Genomic DNA, 18,075 nt, shown 5'->3' on the forward strand with positions numbered 1-18,075 from the left:
TCCGAGATCGGCATGAAGATCACGCCGGCCTTCTTCAATTCCTTCTGGAAGGTGGTCGCAACCGACACCGAATCGAACACGGCGTCGACAGCGATCTTCCGCTGCTCCGACGGCTCTCCGCCCGGAGGCGGCTCGACGCCCTCGAGGATCGCGACCTCCCTTAAGGGAATGCCGAGCTTCTCGTAGGTCTTGAGAATCTCCGGATCGATCTCGTCGATCGACGATAGCGTCTTCTTCGGCTTCGGCGCCGCGTAATAGTAGAGGTCCTGGTAATCGATCTTGGGATAGTTGACGCGCGCCCAGGTCGGCTCGGTCATGGTCAGCCAGCGGCGGTACGCCTCCAGGCGCCATTCCAGCATCCAGGCCGGCTCGTTCTTTTTCTCTGAGATGAAGCGGACGATATCTTCCGAGAGCCCCTTGGGGGCCTTTTCGGATTCGATAAGCGTCTCGAACCCATATCGATACTGATCGACGTCGATCCGTCGGACACGGTCGACCGTCTCCTGTACAGCAGGCATTCAATCCTCCGCTCGCGGTTTCAAGGACCGCGGTGGATCAGTTCTAAAAAGTGGTACGGTTGCTTAGTGGACGAAAAACCCGCTTAGAACCGTTCAAGCTGTGTTTCGTCCCACTCTAAGTAAGGTATCGGCGAGCTTTAGCCAAGCCTTTACGGCCAAATCTATGTCTGTGGTGGATGTAGACCAGCCAAGACTAAGCCGCACTGCTCCCTGGGCGAGGTCCGGCCGGAACCCCATCGCGCCCAGCACATGTGACGGCTGGACCTTTCCCGAGGAACAGGCGGAACCCGAAGATACCGCGATTCCAGCTAGGTCGAAGCCGATCACGGCGGTTTCCGCCTTCAAACCTGGGACCGTGAATAGCGTGGTATTGGGCAGCCTCGGCACGCCGTCCGAGAATACAATAATACCACTTACTTCTCTCAGGCCAGCCTCAAGTCGGTCCCTCAGGGCCCGCAGCCGGACTGCGTCGGTCTCGAGGCTCGCCATCGCGGCCTTGGCAGCCGCGCCAAAGGCCGAGATGCCGGCGACGTTCTCCGTACCGGCGCGGCGCCCGAGTTCCTGGCCGCCACCGCGCAACAGGGGTTCGAGCCTCTCCACTCCCTCCGCCAGGACCACGGCCCCGACGCCCTTGGGGCCGCCGACCTTGTGCGCGGACAGCGTCACCAGATCCGCCTGCAATGATTCGAGAGCGAAGGGAATTTTCCCGAAGGCCTGGATCGCATCGACGTGGAGCAGTCCGCCGGCCGCATGAACGATCTCGGCCGCCTTCTCGACCGGCTGCAGCGCGCCGGTCTCGTTGTTGGCCAGCATCACCGACACCAATGCGGGCGGGCCATCGGCCAGCTTGCTACGGAGGTTATCGAGGTCCAGCACGCCTGACGATGTCACGGCCACGGTATCGATCGCTTCAGCCGCAAAGCGCCCGCCTGATAGCACCGAGGCATGCTCGATCGCAGACACCAGGAGCCGCTGGACGGGAGCACTACCGCTCCGTCGCACGCCAGGCGTCAATGCCAGCACGTTCGCTTCCGTGCCGCCTGAGGCAAACACCACGTCCTGCGCCTTAGCGCCCACCGCCGCGGCGATCGCGCTCCTGGCGTCCTCGACCAGCCGACGTGCCTGCCGCCCCTCGGCATGCACCGAGGACGGATTGCCGCACAGCTCCCATGCCGCCGCCATCGCCGCCTTCGCCTCGGGGCGAAGCGGCGTGGTCGCATTCCAGTCGAGATAGACGCGATTCGTCATGGAGTATTATAATACCTCAGAACTTCTTACGGGCCTTGCCTGCAATCTTCGCTCGAATCCCTAGGCCAGTTGGTGATTGCCGCGCCGCCCGCAATCACCGGCTAACGCATTGAACACGCTTGGCGTTGTTCAAGATGCTTGCTTTTTGCCCCTCGCCTCATGCTAGAACGCGGGCCTCAAAAACCAACCGAGGCGTCGTTCGTTCGCGGGAAGCCGCCTGACGGCGCCGTTCACGGTAAATCCAGCCACTTTATCTGCCGGGGGCCGATGAAGTCAGCACAACTCGGTTGATTGCCCAGCGCCAACCAAGGGTCAAGCGTAGGATCACTCAAGGGATCACTGATGCCTGAAGTTATTTTCAACGGCCCGGCGGGCCGTCTCGAAGGCCGCTACCATCCGGCCAAGCAGAAGAACGCGCCGATCGCCATGATCCTGCATCCGCACCCGCAGTTTCACGGCACGATGAATCACCAGATCGTCTACCAGTGCTACTATGCCTTTGCGCATCGCGGCTTCTCGGTGCTGCGCTTCAACTTCCGCGGGGTCGGCCGCAGCCAGGGCTCGTTCGACCACGGCACCGGCGAATTGTCGGATGCGGCTTCCGCGCTCGACTGGGCGCAGAGCATCAATCCCGAGGCACGTGCCTGCTGGGTCGCGGGCTTTTCGTTCGGCGCCTGGATCGGCATGCAGCTCCTGATGCGCCGGCCCGAGGTCGAGGGATTCATCTCGATCGCGCCGCCGGCCAATCTCTATGACTTCTCGTTCCTGGCGCCCTGCCCGTCCTCCGGGCTGATCGTGCATGGCGACAAGGACGCCGTGGTGCCGCCCAAGGACGTCAACACGCTGGTCGAGAAATTGAAGACACAGAAGGGCATCGTGATCGATCAGCAGATCATCCCCGGCGCCAACCATTTCTTCGACGGCAAGCTCGAGCCGTTGATGGAAACGGTGACCGGCTATCTCGACATGCGCCTCGCCAACGTGCGCTAAGGCAGTGCGGCTCGTAGGATGGGTAGAGCGAAGCGAAACCCATCACTCGGGCCGCGTGTCGTGAAGGCGATGGGTTTTGCTTTGCTCTACCCATCCTGCGGCGCTGCGGCGCGTTACGCCGCAAGCTTCAACACATGCGCGTCATGCTGCTTGAGGAAGGCGCGCAGCAATTGCGGATAGTCGGCGCCGACCGCGGCCTTCACGCTCGGACGCTTCGCCAGCTCCGCGCGCCACTTCCGCACCTTCGGCATGTCGTTGAACACCGCAAGGTCGATGAATTCGTCGAACACATCGAAATAGCGGAAGATCGGCGCGAAGACCGCATCCACCAGGCTGAATTTCTCGCCCGCAAAGTACGGACCCGCGCCGAGTGCCGCCTCGACGCGGGCGAATTTGGCAGTGACCGCCTCCCGCTTGGCCTCGAAGGTCGCGGCATCCTTGGCAATCTCGAGGCCCCAGAGATCGCTTAAGGTGGCAGAGCCGAATTCCATCCAGGCGCGATGTTCGGCGCGCGCCAGCGGGTCCAGCGGATGCAGCTTGGCGCCGGCTTGCGTCTCCTCGATTCGCAGATCACGTTGCTCTCGAACAGCGCCACCTCGCCCTTGTCGGTCGCAACCGTCAGCACCGGCACCTTGCCGAGCGGCGATATCTTCAGGAACCAGTCCGGCTTGTTGGCGAGATCGATATCGATCCGTTCGAAGGCGACGCCCTTCTCGTTAAGCGCGATCACCGCGCGCTGCACATAGGGACAGAGCTTGTGGCTGATCAGTTTCAACGCGGCCATGGCGAACTCCTCGCTGGTTTCAAGCACTCGCATGCACCTAAATGCATTTGCATGAAACAGTCAAGAAAGGATGCAATTGCATCTAACGGCCTAAGGTCGCACGATGATGCCCCCGGTCATAGGAATAGGCACGCCGGTCGTGGCGGGATAGCTGAGCGGCAGGCCCTTCATCCCGCGCACGGCAAGGAAGCCGAAGGCCTGCGCCTCGATCGCGTCCGGCGACCAGCCGAGCGCATCGGCTGCTTCGACGGTCGCGGGCGCAACCCGCTCGCGCAGCATCCGCAGCATGGTCAGATTGCGCGCGCCGCCGCCGGCAACGATCCAGCTCTTCGGCACCTTCGGCAATAGCGGCAGCACGCGGGCGATCGTGGCCGCAGTGAAGGCGGTCAGCGTCGCCGCGCCATCGGCGGGCGTGACGTCCCCGAGCTTCAATGCGGCGAAATCATTACGGTCCAGCGATTTCGGCGGCGGCAGCGCGAAAAAGGGCAATTCCAGCGCGCGCGCAATCCAGGCCTCATCGGCCCTGCCCTGCGCGGCAAACCGGCCGTCGCAATCGAACGGCTGGCTCATGACGCGGAACATGTAGTCGTCGAGCAGCGCGTTGCCGGGACCGGTGTCGCAGGCGATCAGCGTGTCAGTGCCGTCGATATAGGTGATGTTGGAGACCCCGCCGACATTGACCACCACGGTCGGCCCCTCGCGCTGCACGGATTGCACCAGTGCCCGGTGATAGACCGGCACGAGGGGCGCGCCCTGCCCGCCGGCCTCGACATCGGCGGCGCGAAAATCATGCATCACGGGAATGTGGACCATTTTCGCCAGCGCCGCGGCATCGCCGATCTGCACCGTCAATCGGCGCTCCGGCCGGTGCAGCACGGTCTGACCGTGGAAACCGACAATGTCGATATCTTCCGGCGTGATGCGATTCTGTGCGGTGAAGGCGGCAACCGCCTCGGCATGCGCCAGCGTCACGGCACGTTCGGCGTCGGCCAGGATCCCGGGCCGGGCGTCACGGTGCGATAGATGGACGGCCTCGGTAAGTGCTTGGCGCAGCAGGCTGCGCTCGGCATTGGTGTAGGACCGGTAGCCGGACGGCCCGAACGACTTGACCTGCTTTCCGTCGGTTTCGATCAGTGCGACGTCAACCCCGTCGAGCGAGGTCCCGCTCATCAGACCGAGTGCGGTCAACATCATGCCTGCAGCCTTCGACGCCTCTTGTCCTGCCCTGACGCCCGGCTTGTATCAAACAAGCACATCTTATAATGCCACAGCGCCCCCTGCGGCGGCAGTCCGTTCGGTCGGGGTTCCCCAACTGGATGCAAATACCGTAAAACAAGCATGATCAGAGTCGCCGACAAATGACTACATTTAAATCGGATTTTATGAATGAGCTGCAGTGGCGCGGCTTCATTCATCAGGTGTCGGACGCGGCGGGCATCGACGCGCTCGCCGCCAAGGGAGACGTCGTGGCCTATGTCGGCTACGACTGCACGGCCCCATCCCTGCATATCGGCCATTTGTTGTCGGCCATGATGCTGCACTGGCTGCAGGAAACCAAAGGCGGCAAACCGATCACGTTGATGGGCGGCGGCACCACGCGCGTCGGCGACCCCTCGGGCAAGGACGAAACGCGTCAAATTCTCTCCATCGAGCAAATCGACGCCAACAAGGAATCCATCAAGCACGTCTTCAAACGCTTCCTGACGTTCGGAGACGGCAAGACCGATGCCGTGATGGCCGACAATGCGGAGTGGCTGACCAAGCTCAATTACATCGAAATGCTGCGGGATATCGGTCGGCACTTTTCCGTGAACCGCATGCTTTCCATGGACTCGGTCAAGCTCCGTCTCGATCGGGACCAGGAAATGAGCTTCATCGAATTCAACTACATGATCCTGCAGTCCTACGACTTCGTGGAACTGGCACGTCGCTACGGTTGCAATCTACAGATGGGCGGCTCCGATCAATGGGGAAACATCGTCACCGGTGTCGACCTTGGCCGCCGCATGGGCACTCATCAGCTCTACGCATTGACGACACCGCTGTTGACCACGGCTTCCGGCGCCAAGATGGGCAAGACCGCCGCCGGCGCGGTCTGGCTGAACGCCGACCAGTTCAGCCCCTACGATTACTGGCAGTACTGGCGCAACACGGAAGACGCCGACGTCGGACGCTTCCTGAAACTCTTCACGACGCTTTCAATGAGTGAGATCGGGAAACTGGAGGCACTGCAAGGCTCCGAGATCAACGAAGCCAAGAAGGTGCTGGCGACGGAAGCGACCGCCCTGCTCCATGGCCCCGATGCCGCAAACGAGGCGGCTGAAACCGCGCGACGCACCTTCGAGGAAGGTGCACTGGCGGAGACGCTACCCACGATCGAAATTCCGCGCGGCGAGCTGGATGCCGGCATCGGCGTGCTGGCCGCCTATGTGAAGGCCGGCCTTGTCGCCTCCAACGGCGAGGCGCGGCGCCAGATCAAGGGCGGCGGATTACGCGTCAACGACGTCGCCGTCACCGACGAAAAGATGCTGCTGACGCCGTCGGATCTCACCGCGGAAGGCGTGATCAAGCTGTCGCTCGGCAAGAAGCGGCACGTCCTGTTGAAGGCTGCATAGGCGCATTCGCTTTTTGCGACTTGTGGGGAGCTGCGGAAACGCGCTCCCTCTTCGCATGGACAAGAATACGCCCGGGGAGGAAGTTGCAGCGAAGCCGCCGACGCGCGTCGCGCTCAATGTGCTCGCGCTGTGCTTTGTGCTCGCGCTGATCGGCCGCGGCCTCGGCGAAAGCTTCACTGTCTTCTTGAAACCAATCTCTGAAAGCTTCGGCTGGGACCGCGCACAGACCGTTTCGGTCTATTCGCTGACCTGGCTTGCCGGCGGCCTGACCGCGCCACTGATCGGGCGCCTGTTCGACCATTCGGGGCCGCGAGCCGTCTATGCGCTGGGACTGCTGCTGCTCGGCGGCTCATTCCTGGTCGCGGCGCATGCGCAATATCTCTGGCAGTTGCAGTTCAGCATCGGCCTTTGCGTCGGAATCGGTATCGCCTTCATCGGCAATGTGCCGAACTCGATCCTGCTCGGCCGGTGGTTCGGACCTCGCCTGCCGACCGCGATGGCGGTGGTCTATTCCGCGGCCGGCGCCGGCGTGCTTGTGCTGCTTCCGGCCTCGCAGCTTTTGATCGATGGCGTCGGCTGGCGCGGCGCCTACCAGATCTTCGGCATCACGGCGCTGTGCCTGCTGGTGCCGCTATTGCTGTTGCCGTGGCGGCGGTTCTCGCGCGGCTCGCCGCATGTGGTGAAGAAGGCCGATCCTGACGTCGTCGACCAAGGCTGGACGCTGCTCGGCGCAATGCGTCATCACGCCTTCTGGGCGCTGTTTGCGACCTTCTTCTTCACCGCGATCGGCATGTATGCGATCTCGGCGCAAATCGTTGCCTATCTGATCGACGCGGGCTTTCCACCGCTGCAGGCCGCGACCGCCTGGGGGTTCAGCGGCGTCGTGCTGCTGTTCGGCATGCTCGGCGTGTCCGAACTCGACAGCATCATCGGCCGCCGACCGTCGGTCCTGCTCAGCTATGGAATCTCGATCGTCGGCATCATCCTGCTCTGGCTGCTGCAGTGGTATCCGAACGTCTGGCTGCTCACCGGCTTCGTCGTCACCTTCGGCAGCATGATCGGCTCGCGCGGCCCGCTGATCACGGCCACCGCGATGAAGATTTTCCGCGGCAAGCGGGTCGGCACCATCTATGGCACCATCTCGATCGGCAGCGGGCTCGGCTCCGCGTTCGGGTCCTGGGCCGGCGGCCTGATTCACGACTTCGCCCACAGCTACAACCCGGTGATCGCATTCGCTCTGGTCAGCGTGATCCTCGGAATGATCCCATTCCTGGTCGTGCCGGCGCTGCGCCGCTGATCGAGCGCGTCCCAGAGGTATCCCCTTGATGGCGCCGTATTCACTATTGGTAAGCCAGTTCCTGTTATGCCTCGGGACACGATTTTCCGCAGAGGCCGCAATGAACATTCTCAGCCGACTGACGATCCGCACCAAACTCGCCAGCATCGTGGCTCTCGCGGCACTGACCGTGTTCGCGATCGTCGCGGGATCGGCCTGGCTCAGCCGAAGCCGCATGCTGGACGATCGCGTCGCACAGATGCGGACGGCGGTCGACCTGCTTTACGGCGTGGCGCAGTCGCTGCAGGACGACGTCGCCGCAGGGAAGATGACGGTCGCCGAGGCCAAGGTGCAGTTTCGCCAGCGCGGCCGGAAAATGACCTTCAACAACGGCCAAGGCTATTCCGTCACTTACAATGCCGACACTTCGATCTTATTGAACGCCGCCAATCCCCAGCTCGAAGGCAAAATCACCGGTGCAATCGATTCCAATGGCGTCCTGATTGCCGACGCCATTATAGGCGCCGCCCGGCAGAAACTGGAAGGCGGGACCACATCCTATCTTTATCCACGCCCCGGCGGGACCGTGCCGTTGCGGAAAATGATCTTTGCTCGCGGCTTCGAGCCGTGGAACATCGTCATGAGCTACGGGCTCTATGTCGATGATATCGACGCCGACGTGAATGCGCTGCTGCTGGAGCTCGGCGCGGTCGGCGGCGGCCTGATGCTGCTGATGGGGCTGTTGTCATGGCTGATTGCCCGCGACGTGGTCGGAGCGCTCGATCGCCAGAAGAACCGGATGCAGCGCATTGCCGAAGGCTCGCTCGACGAAGCGGTCGAGGAGACCGGCCGCGGCGACGAGATCGGGCGCATGGCGGAAACGCTCGAGGTGCTGCGGCAGACCGCGATCACCGCACGGGCGCTGGAAGCGGAACAGGATGCAACCAAGGAGCGGAGCGAGAAGGAAAAGCGCGACGCCTTGATCGCCCTCGCCGATCGCTTCGATGCATCGGTTGGCCAGCTCGTCGGACTGATGGCGTCGGGATCCAGCGAATTGGAGGCCACCGCAAAGTCGATGTCCGCAACCGCCGAGGGCACCAATCACCGGGCCTCGGTGGTCGGCTCGGCGGCAACGGAGGCAAGCTCCCGGGTGCAGACCGTGGCCTCGGCGGCCGAGGAATTGTCCTCCTCGATCTCCGAGATCAGCCGCCAGGTCGCCCAGTCGGCCAATGTCACCGGCCGCGCCGTCGCAAGCGCGCGCCGCACCGATACCATCGTGCGGGCGCTCGCCGATGGCGCCCAGCAGATCGAGCATGTCGCCGAGTTGATCTCCAGCATTGCCGAACAGACCAACCTGCTGGCGCTCAACGCCACCATCGAAGCCGCGCGCGCCGGTGAAGCCGGCCGCGGCTTTGCCGTGGTCGCCTCCGAGGTCAAGAGCCTCGCAAGCCAGACCGCGGAAGCCACCAAGGAGATCGGCACGCGCATCGCGCAGATCCAGGGCGCGACCAAGGAAGCCGTCGAGGCGATCGACGGCATCACCGCCACGATCGAGGAAGTCAGCACCATCGCCACCTCGATCGGCTCCGCGATCGAGCAACAGGGCGCGGCAACCGCCGAAATCGCGCGCAGCGTGTCGCAGACGGCGGAAGCGACCCAGGAGGTCACGACCAATATCGGCGGCGTGAGCGCTGCCGCCAACGAGACCGGCAACGCCGCGGGCCTCGTTCTGACCGCAGCCAGCAACCTGTCCAAGCAGGCCGAACAGCTCTCCGGCGAAGTCTCGACCTTCCTCGCCGGCGTTCGCGCCGCGTGAGCCACTCTCGTTGCGAGGAGATAGAGCGAAGTCCAGACATCTAGAAGGATGTGACTTCGCCTACTCGCTCGACAAGATGCGCACGCGAAGGCGACGGGTCAAATCGATCGGCGAAATATTGCGTTTCGTGGGACACCAGCCCTTCGCGGAATTCCATGATGCTCACCGTGTAGGACGGTGTGCCGTCATAGGTAAGTACGAATTCTGCGATCCAGAGATCGCCGCTGCCGACAATTCGACGGACCGTAAAACGCTTCTTGTTTGGCTGAAGGAATCGGCTCTCTTGAATGTTGTGCCGTCCGCGGATCCGCTCGCCAGATTGCGGATAATCAAGCACAGCGTCCTCGTGATAGATTTCATGCTCGACCTGGAAATCGCTCGCGTCTGAAGCATCCCAATGGCGCTCCAGCGCCACTCGCATGGTTCGATCATCCATCTCGATCTCCCACCTGCGCAAAGCACGTCTAATTGCTCCAGTGCAACTGGCCTAAACCTAATTCCACAATACGCTAAATTAGCGGTGCGTGCGATCAGACAGGTGAAAGCTCGAGCACGGTTTGGCTCAGGGCCCAACGCGGATGTCAGCGCCCCCGCAAGACTTGGTCTCATTTCTCCAGATAGCGACGTCACTCAGCCTTTGACTGGCTTCCTGCGCAGCACAGAGATTGGAACATGTTGCGTGGTGCTGATCACGATCTGGGGTTCACCATCGCATGCGTGGCTTCTCAGCGTCTCCAATACCAGAAAGAACTTCGGCAAGCATAGCGTAAACCTCGCTGACCTTTGTGACGATGCGTCGGTTCCATCGGGAGGACCGGACTGGATTTCGAGCCGAAAAAACCAGCTTGATCTGGCTCACCCAAACGGATGAGCTCCCCGGGGGAGATTGATGTCGTTCTCCTTTTGGATCGCGCCGCGATGTGTTATCGAATCGTCATCCAACCGTCACACAATCGTACATGTCAGAAACTGATACGCCAGAGCCCGCCCGGGAAAGTGCACGCGCCGCCCACGGGCTTGATGGCACCATTGCCACACAGGACAACAAAAGGCCGAACGACTCTGTTGCCGGCCGGCAACATGGCGTCGCGGAGCTTCGTTCGCAGGAACCGCCGAACGATCCACTTCATCAGGCGCAATATCAGAGGAATGACGCAACGTCAGAAATCCCTGCGCAAAACGGTGCTACGCTTGGCGGCAGCGAGATCGAGCTCAAGCTTCTGGTTGATGCTGATCGCATGGCGGATTTCAACGCCGCTCCGATCATCGCGACGAACGCGCGCAACAAGGGCACACGAAAACACCTCAAGTCCGTCTATTACGATACGCCCGAGCAGACGCTGAGACGAAATGGATTAAGCCTGCGGGTTCGTCAGAACGGCGCACGGTTCGTGCAGACCGTGAAAGCCGAACTCGGAGACGATCCGCTCCGGCGCGGCGAGTGGGAGGCAAATATCCCTTCCATTGCTCCCGATGTCGAACTGGCGATCCCCTTCATCCCACCCAAACTTCGCTCGGACCTTAGACGTCATCAGCTCGAGGCAATCTTCACCGCGGATATCCACCGGCACACGCGCATCGTTGAGCTGCCATCCGGAACGATCGAGGTCGCTTTCGACCAGGGAGTGCTGAAGTCGGGCGATCAATCGATGCCTGTGAGCGAAATCGAATTGGAGCTCAAGGCTGGAAGCGCCAGCGCGATTTACGACCTCGCACTTCGGCTCGCGGACCATGGGTCCGTGCGACCGTCAATCCGCAGCAAGTCGGCGCGCGGCTTTGAGCTCGCGGCCAACGCGTCCCCCGCCCTGCGGAAGCCACGAAAGCTTCGCCTCGATCCGTCAATATCGCTCGATGAGGCCTTCGCAAAGATACTGCGCTCCTGCCTCCACCATCTTCTTGGGTCTGTCGCGGCCGCCGAGGACGGTCGCGATCCTGAGGGAGTCCATCAGCTTCGCGTGTCGCTGCGCCGCCTGCGCGCGGCTCTGGACTTGATGCGATCCGTTGGGCCGTTGGGCAACCTCGACTCGTTCCGGTCGGAAGCAAGGTGGCTGGCACGAAACCTTTCCCGTGCACGCGATTGGGATATGTTTCAACGGGGCACGCTGCCGACCATCGCGCAGGCCTGTCCCTCGGTCGCGGGCTTTGATGCCCTGGAACAGCTCGCAGAGAAACGCCGATCTGCCGCCTACCAGAAGGTACGTCTCGCGCTGGCCGACCGCCGCTGCTCAAGTTTCCTGATCGGCCTCGGCGGCTGGATTGAGGCCAGGGGGTGGCGCAGCGACGTCTCACCCGAAGACCTTGGACGACTGGTCGAGCCCGCCATCAACTTTGCCGGACGCATCCTGTCGGAGCAGCATGCGAAAGTGCTCAAGCGCGGCCGCCGCTTCAAATCGCTTCCGGCGGAAAAACTGCACCGGTTGAGGCTCGCTGCGAAGCGACTGCGCTACGTCGCCGACTTCCTGTTACCGCTGTATGGAGAGCGAAAGTCCGTCAGGCGATTCTCTCGCGGGCTGGCCGACCTGCAGGAGGAACTTGGTTCCTTTAACGACATGGCGATCACAGACGGTCTTTTCGCTGAGCTCGGTGACGAGTTCTCCCAAAGCGGCACCGCTGCAGCCGCCATAACCGGCTGGCAGGCACACGCATCGATCGGCGTTGAGGCGCGCCTGCGAAACGCGTGGCAGGATTTCAGGAAAACAAAGGCACCGTGGTTGAGGGCAGCAGAGGCGTGATTGCTTCTCACCTCCGCCCGGGCGTTTAGGCCGCGTCCGTTTCCGGTTGCCGTGGCCTATCTCGTCATCCAGGCTCGCTCACCTTCTCGAAACCGGCCGAACGGCCACCGGATGCTCCCGTGTCAGCTCCACCTCTTGCTTCTCGTGGCGGATCACGAGGCGTTCACCTTCACGCAACGCGTACTCCACCGTCTCCAGGCCAATTTCGACCTCCAGCAACTGGTCACGGTAGGTTATGGGGAATCGAAGGATTGCGTTTTCCTCGGGCGCACGGCGTGGCCAGAACGATAACGTTCCATCATCGTCCCGCATCCCGCCAAAACCGTAGGTGAGCATCATCCACGTGCCGCCCATAGAGGCGATATGGCAACCATCCTTCACGTTGCCTCCCACATCGGCCAGGTCCATCAGCAGGGCCGCCATGCCGTACCGGATTGCTTTGTCCATGTCGCCGACTTGGGCGGCAATGATTGCCTCGACGCAGGAGGACAGTGACGAGTCGCCTGTCGTCAATGGATCGTAGAAATCGAAGTTGCGCTTCTTGACTTCTGACGAGAAGGCGTCGCCCAACAGGAACATCGCCAACACCACATCTGCCTGCTTGATCACCTGCTTTCGGTAGATGTTCAGCGGGTGATAAAACAGCAGCAGCGGATAGTGCTCGCGCGGTGTGTTGCGGAAATCCCACGGCTCCCTGTCGAGAAAGTTGTCATCCTGAAGAATAACCTTCAGCGTTTCGTCCGACGGCACATACATGTTCTCCGCCGCTCGCATCCATGCGCTCACCTCGGAGAGATCGAGCGCGGTTTTTCGCGCAAGCTCGTCGTATGCGTCTGGTTCTGCTGCACGTAGAACTTCGACAACCTCGGCGGCGTAACGAAGGTTTTCGCGAGCCATCAAGTTCGTATAGGCGTTGTTGTTTACGACCGCGTTGTATTCATCAGGCCCAGTGACACCGTTGATGCAAAACTGTCCTCCCTTTGCGTCCGAATAGAAGCCAAGGTCCAGCCACAGTCGGGCTGTTTCAACGAGCATTTCGGCTCCATACTTTCGCAGGAACGCGTCGTCACCCGTCGCCTGCACGTACTTGCGCAATGCGTACATAATGTCGGCGTTGATGTGGTATTGCGCGGTGCCCGCGGCGTAGTATGCGGATGCTTCCTCTCCGCTGATCGTGCGCCAGGGGTACATCGCCCCTCGATGGCCCAATTCTCTCGCGCGTGCCCGCGCCTGAGGGAGCATTTTGTAACGAAACGCCAGAAGGTTCCTTGCGATCCGCGGGGACGTATAGATCAGAAACGGCAACACGTAGATTTCCGCATCCCAGAAGTAGTGTCCTTCATAAGCCTGTCCGGTAAGTCCTTTCGCCGGCACGCCCGCTCCCTCCGCGCGAGCGGAGGCTTGCAGAATATGAAATAGATTGAAGCGGATCGCTTGCTGGATCTCTACGGTGCTGCGCTTTGCTCGGTGTTCACTGATGTCCTTGATATGAACATCGCTTCGGCGCCAAAAATCGTCCATGTACTGCCCTTGAGAGGCCAGCAGCGGCTGGAATCCCTGGGTCACGACCCGATCCAATGTCCATTCAGCGCGGCCGCAGAGCTCTTCGGCGGATGCCGTCTGGGAGGTGTGATAGACCATGTACTTGGTGAGCTGGATCGGACAGCCGGGCTTGGCATCAACCGTGTAAGCAACCTGGCCGAACTCAGGGGTGCAGGCGGCCTTATGCGAGTGCGAGCAGCAACTCTCCATCGTGTGGTCCGTCGCACATGCCAACATACAGCGGCTCTTTTCCGTCGCATGGCACAACACGATGCGCTGATCTTTGGAGTAGTTGGTTTGTGGATGAAGTACTCGCCCGGAAAACGCTCTTGCCAGGCGCGGATCATCGCGATTGCCGCCGTCGCTTGGTTTATTGGTAGCCATCTCCGAGGAAATTACGACAAATGCCTGAGCATCGACGAGTGTCACACGATACGAGATAGCGACCACATGCCTGTTCGCGAAGGAGACCAGACGCCGGGACGTGATCGACACCTGCTTGCCGGAGGGTGTCTCCCAGAGCACGGTCCGATCGAGTGTGCCGGCCTTCATGTTGAGACGCCGATCGTAAGCCAGGAGCTGTGCATTGGGTAACCAGAACGGTTCGTCGTCCACGAAGAGCTTGATGATCTTGCTGTCCGTCACGTTGCAGATCGTCTGGCCAGTTTTGGCGAAGCCAAAAGCGTCTTCTCCGTAGACGATAGGCCAGGTTTCATAAAACCCGTTGATGAATGTGCCGTTCTCGACGTTCGGGCCGCCTTCCTCCGGGCCGCCGCGCAGGCCAACATATCCATTGCCGAGAGCCAGCATCGTTTCGAGCTGGGCCAGAAAATCCGGTCGAAAGGACCTTTCGATAACGTTCCACTCATCGGCCGGATAATCGCGCGATGGGGGCCGGAGCCGTTCATGGTGTAGCATCGGGCTGTTTCTCCCAAGGCAGCATTTGGCATTGATCAATCGGTTAGTTCGGCCAAGTCGCCGACTACCAGATGAGCACCATGATGCTTCAGCTCATCCGCATTTCCCTTGCGAGCGACACCGATCACCAGCCCAAAGTTTCCATTGGATCCGGCTTGGACTCCCGAAATGGCATCCTCGATCACGATCGTCCGTATCGGTTCAACGCCGAGGAGCCTTGCCGCGAGCAGGAATGTGTCCGGAGCCGGCTTTCCGGAGAGACGTTGCTCCAGGATCACGTTGCCGTCGACCCGCACCTCGAAGAACTCGTCCAGCCCAGCCGCCCTCAGGACAGACACGCAGTTTTGACTCGAGGTGACTACAGCAATCTTGAAGCCATTGCGGCGGAGCTGATGGATGAATTGCAGACTTCCGGCGTAAGGCTCTACGCCAACCTCCACGATCGCGCGGTCCACCAGGTCGTCCTTGCGGTTTCCGAGCCCGTACACTGTCTCGACTTGTGCAGGGTCCCCTGGGTCTCCCTCGGGAAGTTCGATGCCGCGCGATCTCAGGAAATCACGCACGCCATCGTAACGGGGTTTGCCATCCACGTGCAGCCGGTAGTCGGCGTCGATGTCGAACGGACGAAATGCTGTCCCCGTCTGCCTCGCACGCTCCAGCAGATACTCATCGAACATCTGCTTCCAACAGGTCGCGTGGAGATTGGCCGTATCCGTCAATACACCATCGAGGTCAAAAAGGACGGCGTCGTACTGGTCGCGGTTGATGCGTTTGCTCTCGGGTTGCGGCATGGATCACCCTCCTCTTGACCCAAGGACCTACCCGCCGGAACCGCCCGGCGGGTCTTGTGAGACGACATCGCGAACACCTTCACGTTCGTCTCCCGCCGACCGGGTTAGACGTTATCCGCCTCTGTGGAACGAACCGCGGTGGACGCTGCCTCGTTCCCCCATCTCCAGCCCGTGATCTCGGGCATATCGTCCCCATACCGGGCGATGTATGCCTTGTGATCGATGAGCTTGTCGCGAATCGCCTGCTTGGCATAAGCCGCCCGCGATCCGAGCTTTGGCACACGGTCAATGACGTCAGCCACGAGGTGGAAGCGATCGAGATCGTTGAGCACGCACATGTCGAACGGAGTCGTGGTGGTACCCTCCTCCCTGTAGCCGCGCACATGGAGATTGTCATGGCCGGTGCGCCGGTAGGTCAATCGGTGAATCAGCCAGGGATAACCATGGAAGGCAAAGATGATCGGCTTGTCCGTGGTGAACAACGCATCGAAATCCTGATCCGAGAGACCGTGCGGGTGTTCGCTCGGTGGCTGCAGTTTCATCAGATTGACAATGTTGATGACGCGCACCTTGAGATCGGGCGCATGCCGTCTAAGCAGGTCGACGGCGGCAAGCGTCTCCAGAGTCGGCACGTCACCACAACAAGCCATCACGACATCGGGCTCGCCACCCTTGTCGTTGCTGGCCCACTGCCAGATGCCTAATCCAGCTTCGCAGTGCTTGACCGCCTCGTTCATTGTCAGCCACTGAGGAGCAGGCTGCTTGCCCGCGACGACGACGTTGACGTAGTTCCGGCTGCGCAGGCAATGGTCAGTGACAGAGAGCAGACAATTCGCGTCGGGTGGCAGATACACCCGGATGACTTCAGCTTTCTTGTTCACGACATGATCGATGAACCCGGGGTCTTGATGGCTGAAACCGTTGTGGTCCTGGCGCCAGACATGGCTGGACAAAAGATAGTTCAGGGAACCGATAGGGCGTCGCCAGGGGATGTGGCTGCAGACCTTCAACCACTTGGCGTGCTGGTTGAACATGGAATCGATGATGTGGATGAACGCCTCATAGCACGAGAAGAAGCCGTGCCGACCGGTCAGCAGATAGCCCTCGAGCCACCCCTGACACTGGTGCTCGCTGAGCATTTCCATTACACGCCCATCCGGCGCCAGATGGTCGTCCCACGGATAGGTTTCCGCGACCCAGGCACGGTTGGTGACCTCCAGCACGTCTTGCCATCGGTTTGAGTTGTTCTCATCCGGACTGAAAAGCCGGAAATTCCGATGCTCCATATTGAGCTTCATCACGTCGCGCAGAAACCGCCCCATGATCCGCGTGGACTCTGCGATAGCGGCGCCGGGCTCGCGCACCTCGACTGCATATTCGCGGAAATCCGGCAGTCGCAGTTCACGCAGAAGTAATCCGCCATTGGTGTGCGGATTGGCGCTCATGCGACGCGTTCCTCGAGGAGCAAGGTCAGCCAACTCGGGGCGAAGCCGCCCGCCGTCGTCGAAAAGCTCCGCGGGTCGGTAGCTCTTCATCCACTCTTCAAGCAGGCGGACATGGGCGTTGTTCTCGTGCATCGCGCCCATCGGCACTTGATGGGAGCGCCAGTAGCCCTCGGTCCGCTTGCCATCGATTTCCTTCGGACAAGTCCAGCCCTTGGGGGTGCGCAGCACGATCATCGGCCAGCGTGGCCGCTCCCTAAAGCCGCTGCGTCGCGCATCCGCCTTTATCCGCTGAATTTCGTCGGTGATCTTGTCGAGCGTGGAGGCCATCAGTTCGTGCATTTTTTCCGGCTCATCCCCCTCGACAAAATAGGGCGTGTAGCCGTAGCCGCGAAACAACTGATCCAGCTCTTCATGGCTGATGCGGGCGAGAATGCAGGGATTGGCAATCTTGTAACCGTTCAAATGGAGGATCGGCAAAACCACGCCGTCGGTCGCCGGATTCAAGAACTTGTTGGAATGCCAGCTCGTTGCCAGCGGTCCCGTCTCCGCTTCGCCGTCGCCGACAACGCAGGCAACAATCAGATCTGGATTGTCGAAGGCAGCCCCATAGGCATGCGACAGCGCGTACCCGAGCTCGCCGCCTTCGTGAATTGAACCCGGGGTCTCCGGCGCCACATGACTAGGAATACCGCCGGGGAACGAGAACTGGGTGAACAGCCGCTTCATGCCCTGCTCGTCGGGCGAGATGTTCGGGTAGACCTCGCTGTAGGTTCCCTCGAGATAGGCATGCGCGACCAGACTGGGGCCGCCGTGCCCGGGGCCCGTGATGTAGATCATGTCGAGGTCGTGTTTCTTGATGATACGATTCAAGTGAACGTAGATGAAGTTCAAACCGGGTGAGGTCCCCCAGTGACCGAGAAGCCGCGGCTTGATGTGTTCCTTCGTGAGCGGCTGCTTAAGCAGCGGGTTGTCGTAGAGATAGATCTGACCGACCGAAAGATAGTTGGACGCTCGCCAATACGCATCCATCATTGCCCGCTCTTTATCAGACAACGTGTTTGCCATCGTTTCCTCCTGACTCCGTCTTATCGAGTGAGCCGATTATCAATCGGCGCGGCAGTCTCGGTGCTGTAGCGCAGCATTGTCGCCCGGCGTTCGCCGCCGCGCTCAAATCCGCAGGGGCGATAGAGAGCCTTCTCGCTGGAAACTAGGTTCTCGTCCCGCCAAGGCGCAGGTCCGGCGCCGGATCCTGAGGGGCTGCCCAAGAGAGAGAGAACCGCCGCGGCATGGCCTTCATTGATCCAGATCAACGCATGTCCGCTCAGAGACATCTGGTCGATGCAGGCATATCCGCCGCACGCCCCGGTTGGGCGTGTGGATTCCGGACATTCTGGCTTAAG

Annotated in this window: 11 protein-coding genes and 2 pseudogenes; 5 read left to right on the top strand and 8 right to left on the bottom strand. The window is 61.1% G+C overall.

What is annotated here, in order from left to right; all coding sequences use genetic code 11:
- Both AC5ZG1_RS12295 and AC5ZG1_RS12300 read right to left on the bottom strand, forming a co-directional pair.
- Positions 1-518: pseudogene (locus tag AC5ZG1_RS12295) on the bottom strand (Fe-S cluster assembly protein SufB); the annotation flags it as partial.
- A gap of 93 nt (positions 519-611) precedes the next feature.
- Positions 612-1,766, bottom strand: a complete 1,155-nt coding sequence (locus AC5ZG1_RS12300; RefSeq protein WP_496132994.1) for a cysteine desulfurase family protein — start codon at positions 1,764-1,766, stop codon at positions 612-614.
- Positions 1,767-2,108: 342 nt separating this feature from the next.
- Between AC5ZG1_RS12300 and AC5ZG1_RS12305 the strand changes: the two genes are divergently transcribed.
- Positions 2,109-2,756, top strand: a complete 648-nt coding sequence (locus AC5ZG1_RS12305; RefSeq protein WP_028169230.1) for an alpha/beta hydrolase — start codon at positions 2,109-2,111, stop codon at positions 2,754-2,756.
- A 113-nt stretch (positions 2,757-2,869) separates the two neighbouring features.
- On the opposite strand, the pseudogene AC5ZG1_RS12310 reads toward AC5ZG1_RS12305, so the two are convergent.
- Both AC5ZG1_RS12310 and AC5ZG1_RS12315 read right to left on the bottom strand, forming a co-directional pair.
- Positions 2,870-3,540, bottom strand: a pseudogene (locus AC5ZG1_RS12310) (glutathione S-transferase family protein).
- A 90-nt stretch (positions 3,541-3,630) separates the two neighbouring features.
- On the bottom strand, positions 3,631-4,734 hold the full coding sequence (locus tag AC5ZG1_RS12315) for an anhydro-N-acetylmuramic acid kinase (RefSeq protein WP_456641529.1): 1,104 nt from the start codon (positions 4,732-4,734) through the stop codon (positions 3,631-3,633).
- Between the two features lie 164 nt (positions 4,735-4,898).
- On the opposite strand from AC5ZG1_RS12315, the gene tyrS reads away from it, so the two are divergent.
- From tyrS to AC5ZG1_RS12330, 3 genes are all read left to right on the top strand, one after another.
- Positions 4,899-6,155: a tyrosine--tRNA ligase gene (gene tyrS / locus AC5ZG1_RS12320; protein WP_496132995.1), complete on the top strand. Its 1,257-nt coding sequence runs from the start codon at positions 4,899-4,901 to the stop codon at positions 6,153-6,155.
- 55 nt (positions 6,156-6,210) lie between these two features.
- Positions 6,211-7,452, top strand: a complete 1,242-nt coding sequence (locus tag AC5ZG1_RS12325; protein WP_496132996.1) for an MFS transporter — start codon at positions 6,211-6,213, stop codon at positions 7,450-7,452.
- Between the two features lie 100 nt (positions 7,453-7,552).
- Positions 7,553-9,247 carry a methyl-accepting chemotaxis protein gene (locus tag AC5ZG1_RS12330; protein WP_496132997.1) on the top strand — a complete coding sequence of 565 codons (1,695 nt, stop codon included), beginning with the start codon at positions 7,553-7,555 and terminating at the stop codon, positions 9,245-9,247.
- 40 nt (positions 9,248-9,287) lie between these two features.
- Here AC5ZG1_RS12330 and AC5ZG1_RS12335 read toward each other — a convergent pair whose 3' ends face one another.
- Complete coding sequence (locus tag AC5ZG1_RS12335; RefSeq protein WP_496132998.1) at positions 9,288-9,683, bottom strand: nuclear transport factor 2 family protein; 396 nt, start codon at positions 9,681-9,683, stop codon at positions 9,288-9,290.
- 523 nt (positions 9,684-10,206) lie between these two features.
- Between AC5ZG1_RS12335 and AC5ZG1_RS12340 the strand changes: the two genes are divergently transcribed.
- Complete coding sequence (locus AC5ZG1_RS12340) at positions 10,207-11,979, top strand: CYTH and CHAD domain-containing protein (protein WP_496133164.1); 1,773 nt, start codon at positions 10,207-10,209, stop codon at positions 11,977-11,979.
- A 78-nt stretch (positions 11,980-12,057) separates the two neighbouring features.
- Here the strand turns inward: AC5ZG1_RS12340 and AC5ZG1_RS12345 are convergent, their stop codons facing one another.
- From AC5ZG1_RS12345 to AC5ZG1_RS12355, 3 genes are all read right to left on the bottom strand, one after another.
- A complete protein-coding gene (locus tag AC5ZG1_RS12345) occupies positions 12,058-14,439 on the bottom strand; it encodes a glycoside hydrolase family 65 protein (RefSeq protein WP_496132999.1) in 2,382 nt (793 codons plus the stop codon).
- 35 nt (positions 14,440-14,474) lie between these two features.
- Complete coding sequence (locus tag AC5ZG1_RS12350; protein WP_496133000.1) at positions 14,475-15,230, bottom strand: HAD family hydrolase; 756 nt, start codon at positions 15,228-15,230, stop codon at positions 14,475-14,477.
- A 104-nt stretch (positions 15,231-15,334) separates the two neighbouring features.
- Positions 15,335-17,764: a phosphoketolase family protein gene (locus AC5ZG1_RS12355; RefSeq protein WP_496133165.1), complete on the bottom strand. Its 2,430-nt coding sequence runs from the start codon at positions 17,762-17,764 to the stop codon at positions 15,335-15,337.
- Positions 17,765-18,075: the final 311 nt, after the last annotated feature.

The sequence above is a fragment of the Bradyrhizobium sp. Leo78 genome (genome assembly GCF_059512425.1).